This window comes from Pseudomonas sp. Xaverov 83 (assembly GCF_019352905.1).
Classification (GTDB): domain Bacteria; phylum Pseudomonadota; class Gammaproteobacteria; order Pseudomonadales; family Pseudomonadaceae; genus Aquipseudomonas; species Aquipseudomonas yamanorum.
The window spans coordinates 33,931-53,339 of sequence record NZ_JAAAFU010000032.1; the positions used below are offsets into that span (position 1 = coordinate 33,931).

The following is a 19,409-nucleotide window of genomic DNA, read 5'->3' on the forward strand; positions in this document are numbered from 1 at the left end:
GCCTTAAAAGTAGTACGGGAACTTCAGGCTGAAGCTGAACGAAGGCGCATCCGGCGTGATCCCGATGGCCAGGTTCGGCACGATCGTCAGGTTGTCGGTCGCCGCAATCGTCATGCCCACGTTGAAGTAACCCGCGTTGGCGTCGCTGGAAACCACCGACTGCCAGTCGCCGCCATCCGGCTTGAGCTTACTCTTGCGTTGCACCAGGTCGGACACCGAGAACGACATACTCATCTTCTCGTTCAACGCAAACGCCACGCCTGCGCCGATCTGGAAGCTGTCGCCCAGCTGTACCTTGCCGGGGACTTTCTCGACAGGGTTGGAGCTGATATCGCTGAACGAGTCCTCGATGTTATGGGTATACGACAGCGAGCCAAACAGCACGGCAGGGTCGAAGGTCTTGACCAGCGAAATCCCCGGCGTGATCGACCACACGCCGTTGCCGGTCGGCAGGTTTTCCGGCACATAGAGGTTGGTGTTGCTCGGCGACTGGATCAGCTTGATGCCAAACGGGTCCTCGCCGGTGGGCGCCTTGACCCGCACCGATACCACCGCATCCGGCAGGTTGACGCTTTCGTCGAGGAACTTGTAGGCAATCCCGAAGTTGACGTCACCAATGGTTGGATTACGCGTGACCGATTGTTCCGAGGTCGCCGTGCCGCTGCCGCCGTTGGCACCGCCGGACTGGTAGGTTGACTCGCGGTATACCACCGGCACGTTCACGTCGAACTGCCAACGGTTGTCGAGGTTATAGCGGCCCGTGAGGTCGACGGTCCAGTTATCGGACTTGATCCGGTCCAGGTTGATGTTGCCGAGGAAGATCGAGTCCAGCGCCAAAAAGCCGTTGAGGGTCAACTGGCGCGCGTCATAACGGGAATAGGTCACGCCGGTTTCGAAGCTGAACTTGCCGTTGCCAAAGAATCCGCTGGCTTCGTTATACAGGTTGCTCACGCTCTGCGCCGGGGCTGAATCGTCCTTGAGGGACTGGCCGTAGGATGCGCCACCGGCTGCACCGCCCGAGGCCGCAGCCGCGCCGACGCCAGGCGTGTTGCCCGCCACGGTGGTGCCGCCTTTCTGGAAATCTGCCGGGGATTTGGCCAGGCGTTTCGGCGGCGGGGCCGCCGGCTGTTCTTCAACCTGGCGTACCCGTTGTTCCAGCACCGCCAGTGCTTTTTGCTGCACTTCGTAGCGTTGCTTGAGTTCCAGCAATTCCTTTTTCAATGTGTCGATGTCGGCGTCCGGCGCTGCATACAACATGGATGCGGGCAGGAGCGTGCTTAAACAAATTACAGCCCGGAGCGATAGCGATCGATGCATGAAATAAGCCGTCCCTTTCTAATGCGCAAGTGTCGAGGCACAGCGTAGTTCAATATCCGTTAGGGCGAAGGCCCTTGAGCTGATTCAGGTTTAGGTTCTGACCCAAATTGTTCAAACCGTTGTTGCCCAGCACCACATTGAGCTGCGTCATGTTGCTCACAAAGTTGCTGTTACCCTGCAAAACCGTGCCTTGCAAGACATTGCCAGCGCCGATCTGCTGCAACGAGTTGCCTTGGTTGTTGTTGGCCAGGATCGCCATTTGCAGCCCGCCATTGGCGGCCGATACCGTGACCTGGCCGGCGCCGGTGCTGCCGGTGACCGATTGGCCAGCCACCAGCGCTTGCCCGGATTGCACGATATTGGCCGGTGACAAGCCGTTCTGGTTCACATGGATATTCACGTTATTGCTGGCGGTGTTGCCATCGCCGGCGGCGCGCACGCTTTGGGTCACGCCCTGGCCACTGCCCAGGCCTGCGCCACCGACCACCGTACCGGTGCCATTGGGTTGGTTGGGCGAGACTTTGGTGGGGCTGTCGGTTACCTGTACATAAAACTGCGGGGTGACGGTCGACGCGTTGACGTTCATGCTGGCCGAGCCGGTCACGCTGTCGCCGGCGGCATTGGTCCAGGTGCTGCTCATCACGATGCCAAAGCTGATGATCCGCCCCGGCATGACGTAGCGGCCGCGCAAGTCGGCCAGTTCCGAGTCCCTTATTTCAATCGGCTTGAACACCGATGACGCGTAAGCGGGCATTGAGGCTGCCAGGCACATGACCGTCAGCCAACGGTAAGTGTTCATCGTTTGCTCCTGGAGCGTCCTGCTCCTTATTGCGCTTCTAGAAGAAGTCGCTCTGGATAAAACCGAAGTCCATCAACTCACTGTCCCGAACCGGACTGAACTCATTGATTCTGTTTTTGGCGGTCAGCGGTGTGGGCGGGTCAAGCAGCACGTTGGTTTTGTCATAGCCTTCGCCCAGTACGGCGAAGACGATGCCATTCCAGCCTTTGACGAAGTCGTCCTTGGCATAGCGTTTGTGACCCAATACCGGGTCGCCGATGTAGACCCAGTCCTTGTCGGCACGCTGCATCACCACGAAGTGCTTGTAGCCACGGATCTCCAGCAGCACCACCACCGGGATTTTCACCGTGAGCAGTGTGTCGGCGTTGATCCGGTAACCCCGGGCGCGCATGCCGATGCTTTCCAGGTAGCGCTTCATGTCCAGCATGGAGAAACCCTGGGTGCGGACCAGGTCCTGATCGGCGTTGACCAACATGCCTTTGATGATGTGGTCTTCATCCACATCCATCCAGTAGGCCTGGCGCAGGATGGTGGCCAGGGCGGCGGCACCGCAGCTGAAATCGGTTTTCTGTTCCACCAGGTTGGCGAACTTGCGTTCACGGATGCTCTCGACCTTCTTGAAGATCACGCCACCGCCGGGCATGGCAGCAATCGCCATTTGCCCCGCCCAAGTCGGGCCGGTGAGCAATAACAGGAGGGTGAGGGCGATGATCCGCATGATCGAATGGCCTGGTGGACACTGGAATAAAAAGGGGCCTTGTTGCCAAGGCCCCGTTGCATCAGAAACGTACGCCGGAGGAAATCACAGTGGTGTTGCCCTGTTGATTGCCCACGCCTGCAGCAATGTTGGCGCCCAGGTTGCCCGAAGAGCCATTAAGCGAGTTGTTGGCGCTGGCGTTGTTCACGACAGGCAGGTAGGTGGTGCTGCCCCAGTGGCCGGACTGAGTAGCCACGGTATTGAGGAAGGTGTTGTCGACGCTGGTTTGAGTGGTGTTGCTCGATGCAGCGGCGGCGGCACCACTGGCAGTAGCAATTGCCAGTTGGTTTTTCTGTTGGTTGAAGTTACCCGACGCAGCGTTCACACCCAGGTTGCCGGAGCTGCCGTTGGCCGAGTTGTTGAGCGACGCGTTGTTGTGGGTAGCCACCTGGATCGAGGTGTTGTTGTGGTTGTCTTGGGTAATGGTGCCCAGGGCAAACACGGTAGCTGCATCGCCGGCGGCAATGGCTGTCTGGTTATCTTGTTGGTTGCCGTCGCCGGCGGCGATGTTGGCCTGGGCGTTGCCGCTGCTGCCGTTCAACGAGTTGTTGGCCGATGCGTTGTTCTGAGTGCCGAGGTTGAGCACTTTGTTGCTGCTGGTCGACTGTGCATCGGAAACCGCTGCCACTACCGAGGTAGGAGCAGGTTGAGGGTGGTGATAGCCACCGGCGTGTGCGGCACTGGCGACGATTGCAGCGAGAGCGAAGGCCAGTGGTTTAAGAGCCATTGTAGTTTTCATGGTATTTCCCCTTGCTTCTAATTAGTTGGTTAAGTGTTGGTACGGTCCAGCTTCAAGCTCCAATGAATCATTGGATCTGTACGTTCAGGGCGTTAGCCATGCGGTTCCCCACCCCGGCACTCTGATTCACCTGTACCACTCCACGGCTGCCGGTGAAGGCCTGGTCGCTTGTGACGACCTGGCGGCTGCCAGTGGTAGAGGTGAACCCTGAGTTTGGTGATAGCGCCACGTTCTGTTGCGACATGGCGCTGTCGTCGATGCTTTGCGGGCCAGCGTTTACGCTGATCCGCACGGCATTGATCATCTGGTTGTTGGCCCCGGCCGACTGGTTGACGCCCAGCACACCGTTGCCATTGCTGAAAGAGTTGCCCTGGATCGCTACTTTGGCGCTCTGGGAGCGGTCGGCTGGTGCGCCGCCGAGGGTCTGGCTGATCGAGCCGCCAGCCTGGGTGTTAGTGCCTGTTGAAATGGCGCGGCTGTTGAGTTGTTGCTGCTGATCGCCGGCCGCCTGGTTGATCGAGACGACGCCGTTGTATTGCTTGCCGGAGTTGTCGATCACTGCGCTGTTGTCAGCCATGGCGGCCGAGCAGCCCAGGATCGCGAGGAATAACCAGGAATGTTTCATCTCATTGGCCCCCCATCAGGCTGCCGATGTTGTTCAGGGGCGCCATGCCACGGGAGATTGAGCCGTTGATCTGGCCGGAGAGACTGGAGCCGCCGCCATGACCGGCCGCTGCACCACCACCGAGACCCGCGCCGCCACCGTTGTTGGTCAGGCCGGGCAGGTTGCCGCCAGGCAGGATGGCGCGAGTGATGCTGGAGCCGCTGCTGATGTTGGCGTAGTCGTTGTCGCTCAGCTCGCTGGTGGCCCGCAGGATCTGGGGAGCCGGGTTGGCGTTCACGGTAGTGGGGTTGGGGTCAACGCCGGCAGAGCGGCCGGCCATGTGGCCGTGGACGGTGCGTTGAATCACGATCACGCCGTCGCCTGCCGCGAGCACTGGGAGGCTCACGCTGGTACTCAGTACACAGCTGATCAGCAGGAGGCTCAATGAGCCTGGATTAAGTGTCTTCACGACGGCATTCCTTATTCTTGGCGCTGACCCTAAACAGCGTTGTCAGGAAGAGAGCAGGAGCTGTGCCGCTTTTTGTTTTGTTAATTAATTCAAAGGGTTGGAGGCGCTGAAAAAGAAAGGCCGGCGGGATGTGTTTCAACGGTGAGACACCCGGCCCGCGTTCAACTCGCTCGGCAGCTGTCTCAGGAATGAAACACCGGCCGCCATAAACCTGGCAGCCCGCAGCCGGCTGTCAGCTCAGCCGGTGCAAGTGTTTCAAAAGTGGACAGTTCCAGGCAGAGAACGTCCGTGGAGGAGGGCATGCGCCCTGCCTCCAGGGTCAGCCCTTTGGTGTTTTACGCGGAATCGAATTGAGTACGGGGTTGCCGTCCTGGTTCTGGGTCAGGTAGACCGGCAGGACCTTGGGCAGGGAGGGGACGAGGTTGGACACCTCGTTGATGTTGTAGATGCCACCAATGCGGATCGCGCCGGTGCCGGCGTCGGCCAGCATCACCGGTTTGCTCAGGTAGCGGTTGATCAACGGCAACGCGTCGGCCAGGGCCAGGTTGTCGAGGATCAGCTTGCCTTCACGCCAGGCCAGGGCCGTGTCGCCCGGGGCAATTGGCTGGGCCAGGGGGCTGGCGTCGCCACGGTTGTAGCTGGCCTGCATCCCGGGCGACAGGCGCAGGCCGCTGTGGGCGTCATCGCTGCTCACCAGCACCGAGCCCTCCAGCAGCATGACCCGCACATGGTCTTCGTATTTCCACACGTTGAACTGAGTGCCGGTCACCCGAACCTGACCGTCGCCGGCGTGGACAATGAAGGGGTGTTGCGGGTCATGGCTGACGTTGAAAAACGCCTCACCCTTTTTCAGGGTGACCCGGCGCTGGTCTTTGTAATGGCTGTAGACCAGCTCGGTACCCAGGTTCAGCTCAACCTGGCTGCCATCATCGAGGGTGACCTGGCGCAGGCTGTTTTCGGTTTCGTAATGCTTATAGGCGCTGGGCAACCAACCGGCTTCCCAGCCGGTGAAGGCCGCCAGTGGCAAGGCCACCAGGCATATCGCCGCCGCTACTGCGTAGTTGCTTAAACGGCGGCGAGGCTGGACTCGCACCACGGCAGGGGCGGGTTCGCTGCGGGGCAGGTGATCGGCAACGTCCCAGATTTCCAGCATCGCCGCGTATTCGAAGGCATGCAGTGGATGCGTATCGTGCCACTGTTCGAAGGCCCGACGCTCGGCCGTCGTGCAATCGCTGGCATGCAGACGCATGCACCAGTGCGCAGCGGCATCGGTGATGGCGTCATATTCGGCTTCTGATAGGGACTTATCTGTCATTAACTCATCCTGATTTCGCACATTCTAACCTCCACAGCAGGACGGCGAGAACAACCATCATGGCGAATGCACATCAATTGGAACTAATTCTCGTCTGCAAGGCCCTAAAAATCAGGACAGCTAACACTCAATCCCTAATGGAGCACGAAAATGCTTAAGAAAACCTTAGCCGCCATTGTCGCAACCACCGCCTTGTTCAGTGCTGGAGCCGCCCTCGCGGACAAACCAGGCGCAGGCTGGATCACCATTGAAAAAGCCTTCGAGACCGCCAAGACCAAAGCCGGCTACGTCGAGATCTACAAGATCGAAGCCGATAACGACGGCTACTGGGAAGGTGAGGGGCGCAAGGCCGATGGCGTCGTCTATGAGTTCCGCATCGACGGTGAGTCGGGCAATGTGTTGCGTGATCAGAAAGACTGAATGAGCTGACAGGGTGCGGGCGTTGGGCCCGCACCCTGTCTGTTACGGTGTGGCTTCGGCAATCGAAGGCACGGGGTCCAGCTGGCGCCCCAGGGTTGTGATCAATAAGGTCAGTGAGTCGGCGTTATCCATCTGTGTGTTGAACCGCCGAGTCAGGTTGGTTTTGAAAATTCCCCGTGCATTGCTCAAGTCCACGCCTCCGGTCGTGGCGAGAATCTGCTGCCTGATGTAGTCATCTTCCGGGTCGGTTCCCAGATCAGATCCGGTAGCCCCCCACGCGTCCGATGATTTGAACAATTGCCCCACTGGCGTGCTGATCGAGTACGCATTCTCCTGCACGTTGCGCAGCCAGTCCTGAAGGTCGCGACCGGCTTGGGTCTGTACTTCAATCAAGTCGGAAAAAGGTGATGTGGAATTGAGGTAGGCGACGTCGGCGGTATTGCTCACGATATGAGTCAACTCATGAATCAAGGTGGTCGCGCGGGCATGGGCTCTTTGGTCGAAGTGATTGATCAGGCGCCCTTCGAAATCGGCCGTAGGCGGGTTGAAAAAGTTTTCAGTGAGGTAGATGCGCCGATCCGGGTCGCCGTCGATGGTAAACGCCCAATGCCGTTCGGGTTCGGCAATATGCGCACCGGAGACGAAACGCCGGGAATTGAGCGAGTAGAGTGCCGGCTCCAGCGCCTCATCGAGAAGGGCGGTCACCGTGTCCATGAGCTTTTGCGCGAGGACTTCCGGAAACTTGGCCGGGCCGGTGTCGGCGTCTATCGGAATGCCAAAAAAGCGGTTGATGAAGCGGTGCACCCGGGTCACGGGCGGATACTGGTGGTCGAGCAGCTTCAGGTTCTGCTGGCAGTTGTGCAGGTAGAAGGTTGCCAGGTCCAGCGCCTCGACGATCGCCTGGGCCCTGGGGGGCGACATACGCCGAATCTCGGCCAGGCCGCGGGCCTCGACGTTCATCACCTGGCCCACCGCTGTCCGCACCTCGCGGCGGTCCATCATTGCACTCCATCCGGGGCCATGACGGCGAACCGATGCACCCAGGTCCAGGGTCCATTTGCGCTCCGCATCCAGGCGCACGAACGGTCCTTTGGAGCGTGCACTGAAAAGCCGCCAATGGCCTTCAACCGGTTTGGTTCGATAGACCTTGCCTGCGCAAGGCAGGTAATGCTGATTGTCTGTCGCTGTGTAGACCCCGGAGCTGCCTGCCGTCAGGTTCTCGAGGCTGATGTCGTTGGCTTCGTACGCTTGCAGCCGGGTCCGGGCTTGGGCAGTGATATCGATGTCTTGCCAGGCTTTGGCTGTTTGCGTCGGTGCGGGCGGCGATGGAGCAGCGCCAGGCGTGGGTGGTTCATCCATCAATGCGCGTATCGAAGTCATTTGCGCGACACCGCCGATGAAGGTTTGCAGTGCCTCGCGCCAGCGGTGTTGCTGCAAGTCTTCGGCAGAGGCCTTGAACAGTTTGTAGCTTTGCCAGATCACCAGCGGCACCATCAGTTTGCCTGGCAGCAACGCCTGCGCGTGCTGCAGTCCGCTGCTGAACAAGGCTTTGAGGGTGTCCCAGGCGGACCGGCCGTTGGCTTGGGATTGCTGTTCAAACAGGTTCGAGATCAATCCGATGTTGTCGCGGTACAACTGCTTGAGCGCGTGGCCCTTGATCGGATTGGCCCCCAGAGTGATTTCCGAGTTCCCCCCGACCGTGCTGGCCCAGAGGTGTCTATACGTGGCTTGCTCAGCCTCTGGCAGGCGACCGATCACCCAGTCCTGCAAGGGGCCGGGCAGGTTGAGCCGGCGAATCAAATCCGCCTCGTTCTCGAACTCCTGGAACGCCTGTTGCGGACCATAGGGCGCATACATCACCAGCGGAGTGCTTTCGACGGCGCTGATCAAGTAGACCCCAAGGGCCTTGATGGACCGGGCGCCCGCCGTGGCGATCAACTCCAGCGGACGCACTGTCGAGGTCGCGCCCTTGACCGCCGCGCGGGCGAGAGCGTCCGGCATGTCGAGGACCTGTTCGACCAGGCTCAGGCCCGCGGGTGATAACAGTTCCTGCAGCCTCAGCGCGTGGGCGTTTTGCAACAGTTGCCAGGGCAGTTGCCGAATAAACCGTTGCTCCCGCACGTCTGCGCCCGGCTTGCCCGGGGTGAGTTTTTCGACCAGGCAAGCCTGGTGGTCTTGCTTGAGGGGCAGGCGCGCGAGGATCTGGCGCACCACAGCAGGTGTCAGGCCAGCAGCCGTGGACTCGACATCGAATGCAGCAGCTTGCTGGCTGACGTGATTGAGGGCGTAGTCCACCAGGTTCTGTCGCTGGCCGGCCAATACCAGCTTGGGGAGGATGTAGACATCTTGGGGGCGTACGTCATAGGCCTGCAACAGCTCGCCGAGCTTGCTGCCAACGTACTGTGGCAGCGACAGGAAATCGTCCAGGTAGTCTTTGTCGCCCATGAGGCTATGGCGGTATTGCTCAAGGATTTCGACATGGCGACGCTGTTGGCTGACCGATGCCATCCCCAACCAGGCGGGCAGTGATTGTTGCGCCATGAAGGTCTGGGCGATTTGTGAGGCATGGCCCAGGTCGTTGGCCGGCAAGGCCTTTTCCAGCTCGCCGAGACGCTTCAGCAAGGCGTCCTCCGATAACGTCAGGCTGAGGCAGTGGGCCCGTTGCGCCCTGTAGTGATCAATCCAGGACTGCTGACGGTCTTGCGCGACCGCGCCGTTGATCAGCATGAACTGACCGAGTGGGCAGGCCTGGTGCGGCTTGAGATAGCGCGGGTCGAGATTGGCCAGTAGCTGCCTGCGAAGGTCCGGGGCGGCCAGTCGCCGTTGCAGTTCTGTTTGCAATTGGCTGACGTTGGCGAAACTCTCCAGGCCGCGCGCCGGAGTCCACAGCACGGCCCGGCCTGAGTGGGACGGGTCCAGGCCGCCGCGCTCGGTGAGCATCAGGCAATGGGCCAGGGGCACCCGTTGCGTCAGGCCCTCGGGTTCGACGGTCAACGCATAGGCATCCGGGATGAATCCGCCCAGGCCCTGGCGCCGGTGGCGATCAGGGTGTTGAAGATCAAACACCGTTTGCACTATTGACTCATCACGGGCGTCCAGGCTGTTGTTGAGGCGCCTGAGCCTGGCCTCGCCCTGGATCGCCACCGCCATGGCATGGGCCATCGGCGCCTTGAGCTGTTCCAGGTGTTCGCGAGGAATATCAGCAATGTTGTAGTTATGAAACTTGATCAGTGCGGCATCGAGAACTGCGTTGGCTTGCGAGATGTCCAGGCCGGTCAACGGTGTGACGGGCCCACTGCCGTGATTGGCGTAAAGGCCGTAGTGTGGCGTTTGCGGAATTGGCCCGCGCCCCTGTATCAGGCGCGCAAGAAAGTAACTGCGCAGGCTCTGGCTTTCCAAGGGCGCAGTGGCCTGGGTCGCGCTTGCGCCGGCGGCGTATCGATTGACGTAGATCTTCTCGGGGTCCTGGCCAGTCAGGCGCCGGCGGTTGAACTCTAAGCTGAGTACCTGATTGACGGTGTTGGCCAGCGTGGGCTGGGCGTGCACCTGGGCTGCCAGTGTGTCCCGGATGTTGGCCAACTGCTTGTGCAGCAGGGCGGCCCGGTCGCCGGCCAGTGACACCGGGCGGGTCGGGTCGGCCAGTACCGAATGAGGCGTCCAGCGTCCCGCGGTATCCAGGCCCGGGAGGTGGCTGTCGATCATGTACCGCACGTCCAGCGCGTAGTCGAGCAAGGCCGAGGGTTCAATACCGGCGCGGGTGCGCCGGTACAGATCGAGCGCATAGCGAAGGTTCTGTTGCTGCTTGCCGATGATGGCTTCGAGCACTTGCTCAAACAGATTGCCGGCGATGGGAGTGCCGGAAAACTGCGGCGTCTTGAACCCGACAAACAATGCCCGCTCCTCGAGAGACATCAGGTTGTAGAGGTCGTCTTCGTACCCTGGCGCTTTGACCATGGCTTTGAGGGTGTCCATCAGGTCGTCGTAGGTTCCGAGTACTTGCAAACCCTTGTCGGGGGTGTAGAGAAAGGTCTGCGAGTTACCGATCATCAAGGTGCTGGCCAGCTCGACGGCGTTGGCCGGCTGCTCCCAGATCTTCACGTTCTCCACGTGCAGTGTCTGGCCGCCTAGAGGCGCCTGAGATGAGTACAGCGCTGCCAAGACCTGGCTTTGCTCTGGACTGATGATGGATTGCTGGCGCTTGAACAGCAGATCCAGGCGCGCGTTGGCGGCCATGGCCTGGGCGAACCAGGCCCGACGCGAGACGCCCGGAGTGATCTCGGTGTTCCAGAACGTCTCCAGTGCACTGTGCAGGAACGGAATCAGTTGGCCGGCCGTTTGCTTGATCGCGCTTTCCCAGCGCTGCGTGTCGCGGGCCTTGCGTTCAGGGTCATTGACGTCGTCAGGCCGCTTGGGATGGAAAAACACCCGGGTTTGCCCGGCTGGCCAGGCTTGCTCACGGTAATACAACAGCACAGCGTCATTGAGTGGCAGCGAGTCTAGCCAGCGCGGCATCGTGTGCCCGGCGGGTTGCCTGGCGAAAAAACTGACATGGGCTTCGCTGGGGGCGAGTCCGGGGAAGAGTGGGCGGCAGATGCTTTCAAGCAGGTTTGAAAGCAGGGCGCCCAATGACGGCAACTGTTTCAACTCCGCCAGCAGCGCCTGGCGATTGACCGCCTGATAGCGCTTGAGGGTTTTCTCCTGTTCACCAAACACGTCATCGAGCATCGCCTCCGGTGTTAGCACCAGGTGGTTGTCCAGCACTTGCGATGCCTGTTGTTGCAAGGGCAGGAAACACAGCAGTCGCGTGGCGTCGGTCGGGATTTTCAAACGCTGGGTCAACGCTGCGAGCACGTGGGTAGGGCTGTCGAATTTTTCCAGGCCGCCGTACGGGGTGTAGAGCCAGGCATGTGGGTAGGCGCTGGTGGAACTCATCATGAAGCTGCCGGCCAGTTCGACGGCATTGACGGTGTTTTTATTCAACCAGATGCGCTGCGCGATCATTGGCGGCGACTGTTGGCGACGGCCTGCATCGCTGGCAAAAAACACCTTGCCGAGAAACTCGATATCCCTGCTGTCGATGTTCAGCTGGCGCTCACGGTCCAGTGCCCTCCAGCCCACACGCATGGCTTCGGGGAAAAAATACGGGAGTGGGGTGTGGCTCATCATCCTGATCCTTGAAGAGTTGCGTGTCTGCAACCTATCCAGGCCTGACGCCACGAGGGGCTAGATATGTCTGGCACTCCCTGTCGACAGCCATGGGGCAAACCCTGTCTAATCGACGGACCGATTCTTGTACGCTGTTGCCCATTCCAATAATTAAACGGGAGCTTCAGATGTCTGCATCGCCTTTGGATGTCGAGTCTTCATCAGAGCGACTCAGTTTTGCGCAATTGACCGACCTGCTGCGCCAGGTATTCGTGCGCCATGGCACCTCGGCCGAAGTGGCCCAAGTGCTGGCCGAGAACTGCGCCAGCGCCGAGCGCGACGGCGCCCACAGCCACGGTGTATTCCGTATTCCCGGTTACGTCTCGACCCTCGCCAGTGGCTGGGTCAACGGCAAGGCCGTGCCGGTGGTCGAGGATGTGGCCAGCGGGTTTGTACGGGTGGATGCCGGTAATGGCTTCGCCCAACCCGCGCTGCAAGCCGCCCGCCCGTTGTTGGTGGAAAAGGCCCGCAGTGCCGGGATTGCCCTGTTGGCCATCCATAACTCCCACCACTTCGCGGCGCTTTGGCCGGATGTCGAGCCCTTCGCCGAGGAAGGCCTGGTGGCCCTGAGCGTGGTCAACAGCATGACCTGCGTGGTGCCCCACGGCGCCGACCGCCCACTGTTCGGCACCAACCCCATTGCCTTCGCCGCGCCCCGCGCCGATGGTCTGCCCATCGTGTTTGACCTGGCCACCAGCGCCATTGCCCACGGCGATGTACAGATTGCCGCACGCAAGGGCGAACGCCTGCCACCCGGTATGGGGGTGGACAGCCTCGGCCAGCCGACCCAGGACCCCAAGGCGATCCTCGAAGGCGGCGCGCTGTTGCCGTTTGGCGGGCACAAGGGTTCGGCCCTGTCGATGATGGTCGAGTTGCTGGCGGCAGCCCTCACGGGCGGTAACTTCTCGTTTGAGTTCAACTGGTCCGATCACCCCGGCGCCCGTACACCGTGGACCGGCCAGTTGCTGATCGTGATCGACCCGAGCAAGACCGCCGGGCAAAGCTTCGCCGAGCGCAGCCAGGAATTGGTGCGACAGATGCATGCGGCAGGGTTGCGGCGTTTGCCGGGGGATCGGCGCCATCGCACACGGGCGAAGTCGCTGTCAGGCGGGATTGAGATCGAAACGCAGGAGTTGAGTCGGTTGCGGGTGTTGGCACAGGCCTGAAGCGAGCTGCGCCCGGGGAGGGCGCAGCCGTTACATCAGATCAGTTGCGGCGGCCCAGCAACAGGCCGACCACCAAGCCAAACCCGGCGGAAATCGCTACGGTCTGCCATGGATGGCCACCGATATAGGTTTCGGTGGCATCCACCACCGGCTTGCTGCGCTCGCGCACGTTGGACACCGAGTCCAAGGCTTGCTTGAGCTTGATGGCGACCTGTTCACGCAGGGTTTCACCTTCTTCCCCCACCAGTGACGCGCTGCTTTTGAGCAGCTTGTCCGATTCTTCGATCAGCGCGGTCAGTTCACTGAAGGCTTGATCCTTGATTTGGTCTTCGACGGCTTGGGCGGCAGATTTGCGGGCCATTGGGTTAACTCCTTGCGGGTGAATGTGGCAATGAATGCGCTTGATGAAGAATGGAGTGTTTGAAGCAGGCAAAAGTTGCAGTTTTTTTCCTACGGTCAGCTTAGGTGAAATCCAGGCCAGGAAATTTCGACCTACAGTGTAAGATGTCACCTATTTGTGCAGCAGGTAATTCAACATGAGCTTCAATCTGGCCAACAAGCCCCTTGCCGAGCGCGCCGCGCTGGAAGATGAAAAGTCCCGTCTCTACGACCTGTGGCAAAGCAACCTGGGCAAAGCCAAGGGCGAGGCCGCCCGCCTGTTTGGCGAGCGCGCCAAGCGCAAGGGCAAATGGGCCGAATGGGTGCGTGCGGAACTGGACGGCATGTCACCGCCGGAGTTCTCGAACATGGTGCGCAGTGAAGTCAATCGCCTGATGGCGGCGAAATAAGCGCAAAGCAGGCGACGATCGCCTCGCGCACCTTAAGCAGCAACGGATCGAGTTGCACTTGGGTGCGCCAGCCCAGCTCCACCGGGTATCGCGGCAACGCCAGCGGGCAGGGCAGTACCTTCAGCCCGGTCATCTGCGCGATGGCCTGGGCCGCATGCTCGGGAATCGTTGCCACCGCCTGGCTGCCCTTGAGCAGAAACGGCAGCGCCGCGAAGTGTGTGGTTGAGGCGCCTACATGCCGGCTCAGCCCCTGCGCAGCCAGGCCTTCGTCGGTAATCCCGATAAACCCGCCGGATGACACCAACAGATGCTCACGCCTGACGAACTCGTCGAGGTCGATGGCCTGTTGCCCCGGCGCCAGGCTGGCGGGGTCCACCAGGCACGCATAATGGCCTTCCCCCAACACCTGGCGGCTCAGCCGACGCTCGGCAAACCCGCCGGCAGTGATCGCCAGGTCCAGGCTGCGGTCGAGCAGGGCGCTGGCAACGATCTGGCTGTGGGTCTGGCGGAAAATCAGCCGCAGCTTTGGCGCACGCCGGGCGATCTCTTCAACGAGCCGGCGGCCGTAGGCGATCTCGAAATCATCCGACAGCCCCAGCACCACCGAACGGCCCTGATACTGGCTGCCCTGGGGGTCGACCATCGCCAGGCTTTGGCGGCAACGATCCAGGGCTTCGCTGATCACCGGTTTCAACTGGTTGGCGCGCAAGGTCGGCGCCAGGCCTCGACCGGTGCGCACGAACAATTGGTCCCCATACACATCCCGGAGGCGGCGCAACGCCGCACTGATCGCCGACTGCGTGACGCCAAGGCGCAGGGCTGCGCGGCTGGCGCTGGACTCGTCGTGCAGGGCCTCGAAGGTTTTCAGCAGGTTGAGATCGACGTTGGCGATATTCATTGAGTTCATATCATGTGGCCTGGATATGTCCAGAATATATAACGTCTCGACAAGTGCTACACCAACCGCAACGTTCTCTTTGCCACCACGAGCGCGCCAATGCTGAGGGCTGCTGCCGCTATCAGATAAAAACTCGGCGCCAGCTGCGAGCCGGTCAGCGCGATCAGCCCGGTTGCAATCACCGGAGCAAAGCCACCGAAGATCGTCACGGCCAAGTTGTAGCTCAGTGACATCCCAGTGACTCGGGTGCGGACAGGAAACACATCCGCCATCAGTGATGCCAGCGGTGCGAAGTAAACGGCCTTGATCAACGCCATCATCGACACCACCAATAACAACGAGGTGGCGCTCGGTACTCTGTTGAGCCAGGCGAATGCCGGAAAGATTGCGAGGATGTAGATGCTCGACGCCCACAACATGATTTTGATCCGGCTGACATAACCGGTGATGAACCCCACCACCGGCGTCACCACGGTCAGGATGAGCCCGCCCGACAGCGTGGCCAGAAAGCCTGTGGATTGGGGAATGTCCAAGGTGGTCGAGGCATAAGACGGCATGTACTTGATCATGAAGTTGGACGCCGTCGACACGATCAGCACGCCCATCGCCACAAGCAACAAGGTCTTCTGCGAGAGCAGCACCTCCCGCAACGGCCGGGAGCCCGGTTGGCTTTCCTTGAAGTCGGGCGACTCATCCACCGTGCGCCGTATGTACAGGCCCACCGGCGCGAGGATCAGGCCGAAGAAAAATGGCACGCGCCAACCCCAGTCGAACATCTGTTGATCATTCAGGTTGGTGGTCAAAAAGTAGCCGAACAATGAGGCGATGACCACGCCGAAGCCCTGGCTTGCAAACTGCAGGCTTGCGACAAAATTGCGGGTCTTTTGCGGTGCGTGTTCCATCATGAAGGCGGTGGAACTGCCAAATTCACCGCCTGCCGAGAAGCCTTGGAGTAGACGGGCGAACAGAATACCAATTGGCGCAATTATCCCGATGGCTGCATAGCTGGGCATCACCGCGATCATCGCAGTCCCTATCAGCATCAGCATGATGGACAGCGTCAACGCTTTCTTGCGTCCCTCCCGGTCGGCATAGGAACCGAGCACGGCCGCACCCAATGGCCGAATCAGAAACGAAAGGCCGAAGGTCGCAAAGGCAAGAAACAGCGAGACGGCCGGGTCGGCGGCCGGGAAAAATACCTTGCTGATGGTCAGCGCAAAATAGGCGTACACCGACAGGTCAAACCATTCAAGGGTATTCCCGATCAAGGCCGCGCCGACGGGTTTCCAAAGGGGCGTTGCCTTTGCAACCGAGGGTGAAACGGTGGGGGACGATAACGCTGACATGCTTGACGCTCCTGATTTTATAAGGGGGTGAGCGGCAGATAAAAAGGGTCGAGCGGACCCCGATTTTTTTATTGTGGTTTGGCGGGGGCGAGGTGACCCAGGTCCCAGAAAAGCGAGGTCATGATTTGCAGCCCTTCGAGGACTACCGAGCCCAGCAGATGCTCATCCGGAGCATGTTGTGAACAGCCGGGGTAGGAGTGGGGTATCCACAAGGTGGGCAAAGCCAAGATGTCAGCGAATATATCGTTGGGCAGGGTGCCCGCAAGGTTCGGTAACACAGCGATAGGCCGGTGGGTGACGTCGGCAATCGACTGCTTGGCGAAGCGCACCCACGGGTTATCGGGGTCCAGTCGGCTGGCAGGTGTGCAACGGTCAATCACGATATCGACCTGTTGAAAACCCTCGGCGTCCAAGTGTTGGCGCAGCAGCGTTTGCAGGTTTTGCCAGTCTGTGCCGACCACAAAGCGCAACTGGCAATGCGCAATGGCGCGGGGTGGAATGGCGTTGACCGGTTTGGCTGGATTGCCTGCGGTAAACGCCAGGATCTCCACGGTATTCCAGCCGAAGAGTCGCTCGCCCAGGGTCAAGTCGGGCTCGCCCCAGTGCACATCCAAAGGACGGCCCAGGGAATTCTGATCGATACCCAGGTCGCGGATGGCTTCGCGGACTGAGTCGGGTATGGCGCCAGGCACCAGCGTTCGGCAGCGAATACGACCGTTCTTGTCCACCAGGCTGGCCAGGGCATTGGCCAGTACCACGGCGGGGTTGGACATCACGCCGCCCCAGTTGCCGGAGTGAAGGCCCTTGTCGCGCGCATTGACTTCAAGGGAAAACAGCGCAGAACCTCTGGAGCCCAGGAATATCGTCGGGCGGCTGTCGTTCAAGCGCGGCCCGTCCGAGGCGATGAATACATCGGCCTGCAACAGCGCCTGGTGCGTTGTGCAAACCTCCCGCAGCCCGGGAGAACCGCATTCTTCGCCGGTTTCGAACAGCACTTTAACGTTGAAGCCCAAACGCCCCTCGCGTTGCTTGATGACGTGTTCGAGGGCGGTCAGGTTGATGCTGTGTTGGCCCTTGTTGTCCGCGGTGCCGCGGCCATACCAACGGTCACCTTCTACGGTCAACGCCCAAGGGCTGAGCCCCGCCCGCCATTGCTCGTCATACCCGAGCACTACGTCGCCATGTCCATACGTCAAAACCGTCGGCAAATCAGCCCCTTCTTGGCGTGATGCGAACAGCATCGGCCCTGCGCCCGAGGGGTTGTCGAGCCACTGGCATTCGAAGCCCATTGCGATCAGCGCGGGTTGTATTTCCCGTTGCAGATACCGCGTCAGTTCATGTGCTTGGCCGGGGTTCTGGCTTTCGCTGCGAATGGCGATCCGGCGACGTAAATCGGCTTCAAAATGGCCGTCGGCCAGGTACTGACGAACATTCGCGAGCGCTTGTTGCTTGGACATGACCGTTCCGGTGCGGGCTGAGATTCAATCCAATATAGAAGTCACGTACCGGTCTGTATATTGCTGTTTTTTGACGTTTGCCTTCTAATAAATAGATGCTTTGGTGAAGGAATCAAACTGTGGATTATCGTTATTTCCTGGCCGTGTTCGATACAGGATCGCTGGCCGCTGCCGGCGAACGCTTGCACATTGCGTCCAGTGCTGTGAGCCGCCAAATATCCCTGCTGGAAGAAACCATCGGGGTGCCACTGTTTGAGCGCCGGCCAAGGGGCATGCAGCCAACCGCTGCCGGCAACGCCTTGGCCGACCACGCACGACGTGCCTCGCTGGAGGAACAAAGCCTGCTGTCGGAGCTACGGGCGGGTGATTATCCCGGGGCGAAAGTAGTACGGCTGGTGTCCACCGAGGGGCTGTCCCGCTACTTCCTGCCTCAGGTGCTGATCCGGCATTACCAGCAAAATCCCGCTTTCCAGTATGTGCTGGAAGTGATGTCGCCCCACGAATGTGCGGATAAAGTGAGGCGCGGCGAAGCCGATGTGGGGTTGGTATTCAGTACCGAGCCTATCGACGGTGTCGAAGTCCGGCATTCCAGCCGCTCACCGATCCGCGCGGTGATGCGGGTGGGACATCCATTGGCGACGCTCAAGCAGGTGCCTCTTCGGTCGCTGTCACCTTACCCGTTGGCGCTGACGCCAAAAGGCTCTACCCAGCGGCAATTGTTCGACCTGGTTTGCCAGATGGAAGGGCTGTCGTTTAACCACGTGATGACCTGCAATTATTCGGGCGCCATCCATGAGTTCGTTCGCCACACGGACACCATCGCGTTTGGTGGGGCGATCAGTCATCGCGCGAATGGAAGCGACGACCTGACGTCCGTTGCGCTGTCGAACCCGCAGTTTTCGGACCGGTCGATTCAAGTCCTGACCATGCCCAAGCGCGCTTTACCGGTGGCCCTGGAGCTGTTTATCGAAACCCTGATCGGATCCCTGAAAGATCTGACTTGAAGGGTGATGATATTTATCTGGCTCATATCAGTTAGCAGCGAAGTGGGCTTTATTCATGACTGACGCTGGCCGGAGAATGGGCAACCCCCATTGATTCGGAGTGATCGTGATGCCTGTTTCTACCGTGGCTGCGCTGCAAATCGGTTCCTTGCCGGGTGGCAAGGCTGAGACCCTGGAACAGATCCTGTCCTACGAGGACGAAATCCTGCGCAGCGGTGCGCAACTGGTGGTGATGCCAGAAGCGTTGCTCGGGGGGTATCCCAAGGGTGAAGGTTTCGGCACCCAACTGGGTTATCGCCTGCCTGAGGGGCGTGAAGCCTTTGCCCGTTATTTTGCCAATGCGATTGATGTGCCGGGTGTGGAGACCGAAGCGCTGGCCGGTTTGTCGGCGCGCACCGGGGCCAGCCTGGTGTTGGGCGTGATCGAGCGCAGTGCCAGCACGCTGTATTGCACGGTGCTGTATTTCGAGCCGGCGGGCGGGTTGGTGGCCAAGCATCGCAAATTGATGCCTACCGGCACTGAGCGGCTGATCTGGGGCAAGGGTGATGGTTCGACGTTGCCGGTGATTGACGCGGCGGTAGGGCGCATCGGTGGCGCGGTGTGCTGGGAGAACATGATGCCGTTGTTGCGTACGGCGATGTACGCCAAGGGCGTGGAAGTGTGGTGTGCACCGACGGTGGATGAGCGGGAAATGTGGCAGGTGAGCATGCGACATATTGCGCACGAGGGGCGGTGTTTTGTGGTGAGTGCGTGTCAGGTGCAGGCGTCACCCCAAGCGTTGGGCGTGGAGATTGCGAACTGGCCGGTGGATCGGCCTTTGATCGCGGGGGGCAGTGTGATTGTCGGGCCCATGGGGGACATTCTTGCCGGGCCATTGCTCGGTGGGGCGGGGTTGCTGGTGGCGCGGATTGACACGGATGATCTGGTGCGGGCGCGGTATGACTATGATGTGGTTGGGCACTATGCCCGGCCGGATATTTTCGAATTGACGGTGGATGAGCGTGCTAAGCCCGGTGTGCGGTTTTTGGGTTGAGTACATATCCGTTTCTTCGGTAACGGCGGCTTATGGTTCCGCTCTTACAGCGGCTCACTTTGGAAAAGCCCCAAAGTAAGCAAAGGGCTCTG

17 protein-coding genes are annotated in these 19,409 nt (G+C 60.3%); 5 read left to right on the forward strand and 12 right to left on the reverse strand.

The window, feature by feature from the left end:
- Nucleotides 1-3: 3 nt before the first annotated feature.
- From K0H47_RS13105 to K0H47_RS13135, 7 genes are all read right to left on the reverse strand, one after another.
- Entirely contained in the window at nt 4-1,317 is a 1,314-nt protein-coding gene (locus K0H47_RS13105) for a hypothetical protein (protein WP_063029509.1), read from the reverse strand.
- 49 nt (nt 1,318-1,366) lie between these two features.
- Nucleotides 1,367-2,116 carry a hypothetical protein gene (locus tag K0H47_RS13110; protein WP_093209307.1) on the reverse strand — a complete coding sequence of 250 codons (750 nt, stop codon included), beginning with the start codon at nt 2,114-2,116 and terminating at the stop codon, nt 1,367-1,369.
- A 37-nt stretch (nt 2,117-2,153) separates the two neighbouring features.
- Nucleotides 2,154-2,834: a C39 family peptidase gene (locus tag K0H47_RS13115; RefSeq protein WP_017477050.1), complete on the reverse strand. Its 681-nt coding sequence runs from the start codon at nt 2,832-2,834 to the stop codon at nt 2,154-2,156.
- 61 nt (nt 2,835-2,895) lie between these two features.
- Complete coding sequence (locus tag K0H47_RS13120) at nt 2,896-3,600, reverse strand: hypothetical protein (RefSeq protein WP_081253133.1); 705 nt, start codon at nt 3,598-3,600, stop codon at nt 2,896-2,898.
- 79 nt (nt 3,601-3,679) lie between these two features.
- On the reverse strand, nt 3,680-4,237 hold the full coding sequence (locus tag K0H47_RS13125) for an adhesin (protein ID WP_218264389.1): 558 nt from the start codon (nt 4,235-4,237) through the stop codon (nt 3,680-3,682).
- Nucleotide 4,238: 1 nt separating this feature from the next.
- Entirely contained in the window at nt 4,239-4,685 is a 447-nt protein-coding gene (locus K0H47_RS13130; protein WP_063029516.1) for a hypothetical protein, read from the reverse strand.
- A 319-nt stretch (nt 4,686-5,004) separates the two neighbouring features.
- On the reverse strand, nt 5,005-6,000 hold the full coding sequence (locus K0H47_RS13135; protein ID WP_218264390.1) for a FecR family protein: 996 nt from the start codon (nt 5,998-6,000) through the stop codon (nt 5,005-5,007).
- 150 nt (nt 6,001-6,150) lie between these two features.
- Here K0H47_RS13135 and K0H47_RS13140 point away from each other — a divergent pair, with 150 nt between their 5' ends.
- A complete protein-coding gene (locus K0H47_RS13140; protein ID WP_219272870.1) occupies nt 6,151-6,420 on the forward strand; it encodes a PepSY domain-containing protein in 270 nt (89 codons plus the stop codon).
- 42 nt (nt 6,421-6,462) lie between these two features.
- Here K0H47_RS13140 and K0H47_RS13145 read toward each other — a convergent pair whose 3' ends face one another.
- Nucleotides 6,463-11,583 (reverse strand): M35 family metallopeptidase, encoded by a 5,121-nt coding sequence (locus tag K0H47_RS13145; RefSeq protein ID WP_219272872.1) that lies wholly within the window; start codon nt 11,581-11,583, stop codon nt 6,463-6,465.
- Between the two features lie 170 nt (nt 11,584-11,753).
- On the opposite strand from K0H47_RS13145, the gene K0H47_RS13150 reads away from it, so the two are divergent.
- Complete coding sequence (locus K0H47_RS13150) at nt 11,754-12,791, forward strand: Ldh family oxidoreductase (protein WP_063029522.1); 1,038 nt, start codon at nt 11,754-11,756, stop codon at nt 12,789-12,791.
- A gap of 40 nt (nt 12,792-12,831) precedes the next feature.
- Here K0H47_RS13150 and K0H47_RS13155 read toward each other — a convergent pair whose 3' ends face one another.
- On the reverse strand, nt 12,832-13,152 hold the full coding sequence (locus K0H47_RS13155; protein WP_003217958.1) for a YqjD family protein: 321 nt from the start codon (nt 13,150-13,152) through the stop codon (nt 12,832-12,834).
- A 175-nt stretch (nt 13,153-13,327) separates the two neighbouring features.
- Between K0H47_RS13155 and K0H47_RS13160 the strand changes: the two genes are divergently transcribed.
- Entirely contained in the window at nt 13,328-13,579 is a 252-nt protein-coding gene (locus tag K0H47_RS13160) for a hypothetical protein (RefSeq protein ID WP_003217960.1), read from the forward strand.
- Here K0H47_RS13160 and K0H47_RS13165 read toward each other — a convergent pair.
- From K0H47_RS13165 to K0H47_RS13175, 3 genes are all read right to left on the reverse strand, one after another.
- Nucleotides 13,554-14,477 (reverse strand): LysR family transcriptional regulator, encoded by a 924-nt coding sequence (locus K0H47_RS13165; RefSeq protein WP_219272877.1) that lies wholly within the window; start codon nt 14,475-14,477, stop codon nt 13,554-13,556. The genes K0H47_RS13160 and K0H47_RS13165 overlap by 26 nt on opposite strands.
- A gap of 56 nt (nt 14,478-14,533) precedes the next feature.
- Nucleotides 14,534-15,823, reverse strand: coding sequence for an MFS transporter (locus K0H47_RS13170; protein WP_219272873.1), 1,290 nt, complete (start codon nt 15,821-15,823; stop codon nt 14,534-14,536).
- 68 nt (nt 15,824-15,891) lie between these two features.
- A complete protein-coding gene (locus K0H47_RS13175; protein ID WP_219272875.1) occupies nt 15,892-17,280 on the reverse strand; it encodes a M20 family metallopeptidase in 1,389 nt (462 codons plus the stop codon).
- A 119-nt stretch (nt 17,281-17,399) separates the two neighbouring features.
- Here K0H47_RS13175 and K0H47_RS13180 point away from each other — a divergent pair, with 119 nt between their 5' ends.
- A complete protein-coding gene (locus K0H47_RS13180; protein ID WP_177027556.1) occupies nt 17,400-18,284 on the forward strand; it encodes a LysR family transcriptional regulator in 885 nt (294 codons plus the stop codon).
- Between the two features lie 109 nt (nt 18,285-18,393).
- Nucleotides 18,394-19,317: a carbon-nitrogen hydrolase family protein gene (locus K0H47_RS13185; protein ID WP_177027555.1), complete on the forward strand. Its 924-nt coding sequence runs from the start codon at nt 18,394-18,396 to the stop codon at nt 19,315-19,317.
- Nucleotides 19,318-19,409: the final 92 nt, after the last annotated feature.

Excerpts from the sequence above, each read along its gene's own strand:
- K0H47_RS13105 (WP_063029509.1), bottom strand. The coding sequence starts at position 1,317 with ATGCATCGATCGCTATCGCTCCGGGCTGTAATTTGTTTAAGCACGCTC.
- K0H47_RS13110 (WP_093209307.1), bottom strand. The coding sequence starts at position 2,116 with ATGAACACTTACCGTTGGCTGACGGTCATGTGCCTGGCAGCCTCAATG.
- K0H47_RS13115 (WP_017477050.1), bottom strand. The coding sequence starts at position 2,834 with ATGCGGATCATCGCCCTCACCCTCCTGTTATTGCTCACCGGCCCGACT.
- K0H47_RS13120 (WP_081253133.1), bottom strand. The coding sequence starts at position 3,600 with ATGGCTCTTAAACCACTGGCCTTCGCTCTCGCTGCAATCGTCGCCAGT.
- K0H47_RS13125 (WP_218264389.1), bottom strand. The coding sequence starts at position 4,237 with ATGAAACATTCCTGGTTATTCCTCGCGATCCTGGGCTGCTCGGCCGCC.
- K0H47_RS13135 (WP_218264390.1), bottom strand. The coding sequence starts at position 6,000 with ATGACAGATAAGTCCCTATCAGAAGCCGAATATGACGCCATCACCGAT.
- K0H47_RS13140 (WP_219272870.1), top strand. The coding sequence starts at position 6,151 with ATGCTTAAGAAAACCTTAGCCGCCATTGTCGCAACCACCGCCTTGTTC.
- K0H47_RS13145 (WP_219272872.1), bottom strand. The coding sequence starts at position 11,583 with ATGAGCCACACCCCACTCCCGTATTTTTTCCCCGAAGCCATGCGTGTG.
- K0H47_RS13150 (WP_063029522.1), top strand. The coding sequence starts at position 11,754 with ATGTCTGCATCGCCTTTGGATGTCGAGTCTTCATCAGAGCGACTCAGT.
- K0H47_RS13155 (WP_003217958.1), bottom strand. The coding sequence starts at position 13,152 with ATGGCCCGCAAATCTGCCGCCCAAGCCGTCGAAGACCAAATCAAGGAT.
- K0H47_RS13160 (WP_003217960.1), top strand. The coding sequence starts at position 13,328 with ATGAGCTTCAATCTGGCCAACAAGCCCCTTGCCGAGCGCGCCGCGCTG.
- K0H47_RS13165 (WP_219272877.1), bottom strand. The coding sequence starts at position 14,477 with ATGAATATCGCCAACGTCGATCTCAACCTGCTGAAAACCTTCGAGGCC.
- K0H47_RS13170 (WP_219272873.1), bottom strand. The coding sequence starts at position 15,823 with ATGTCAGCGTTATCGTCCCCCACCGTTTCACCCTCGGTTGCAAAGGCA.
- K0H47_RS13175 (WP_219272875.1), bottom strand. The coding sequence starts at position 17,280 with ATGTCCAAGCAACAAGCGCTCGCGAATGTTCGTCAGTACCTGGCCGAC.
- K0H47_RS13185 (WP_177027555.1), top strand. The coding sequence starts at position 18,394 with ATGCCTGTTTCTACCGTGGCTGCGCTGCAAATCGGTTCCTTGCCGGGT.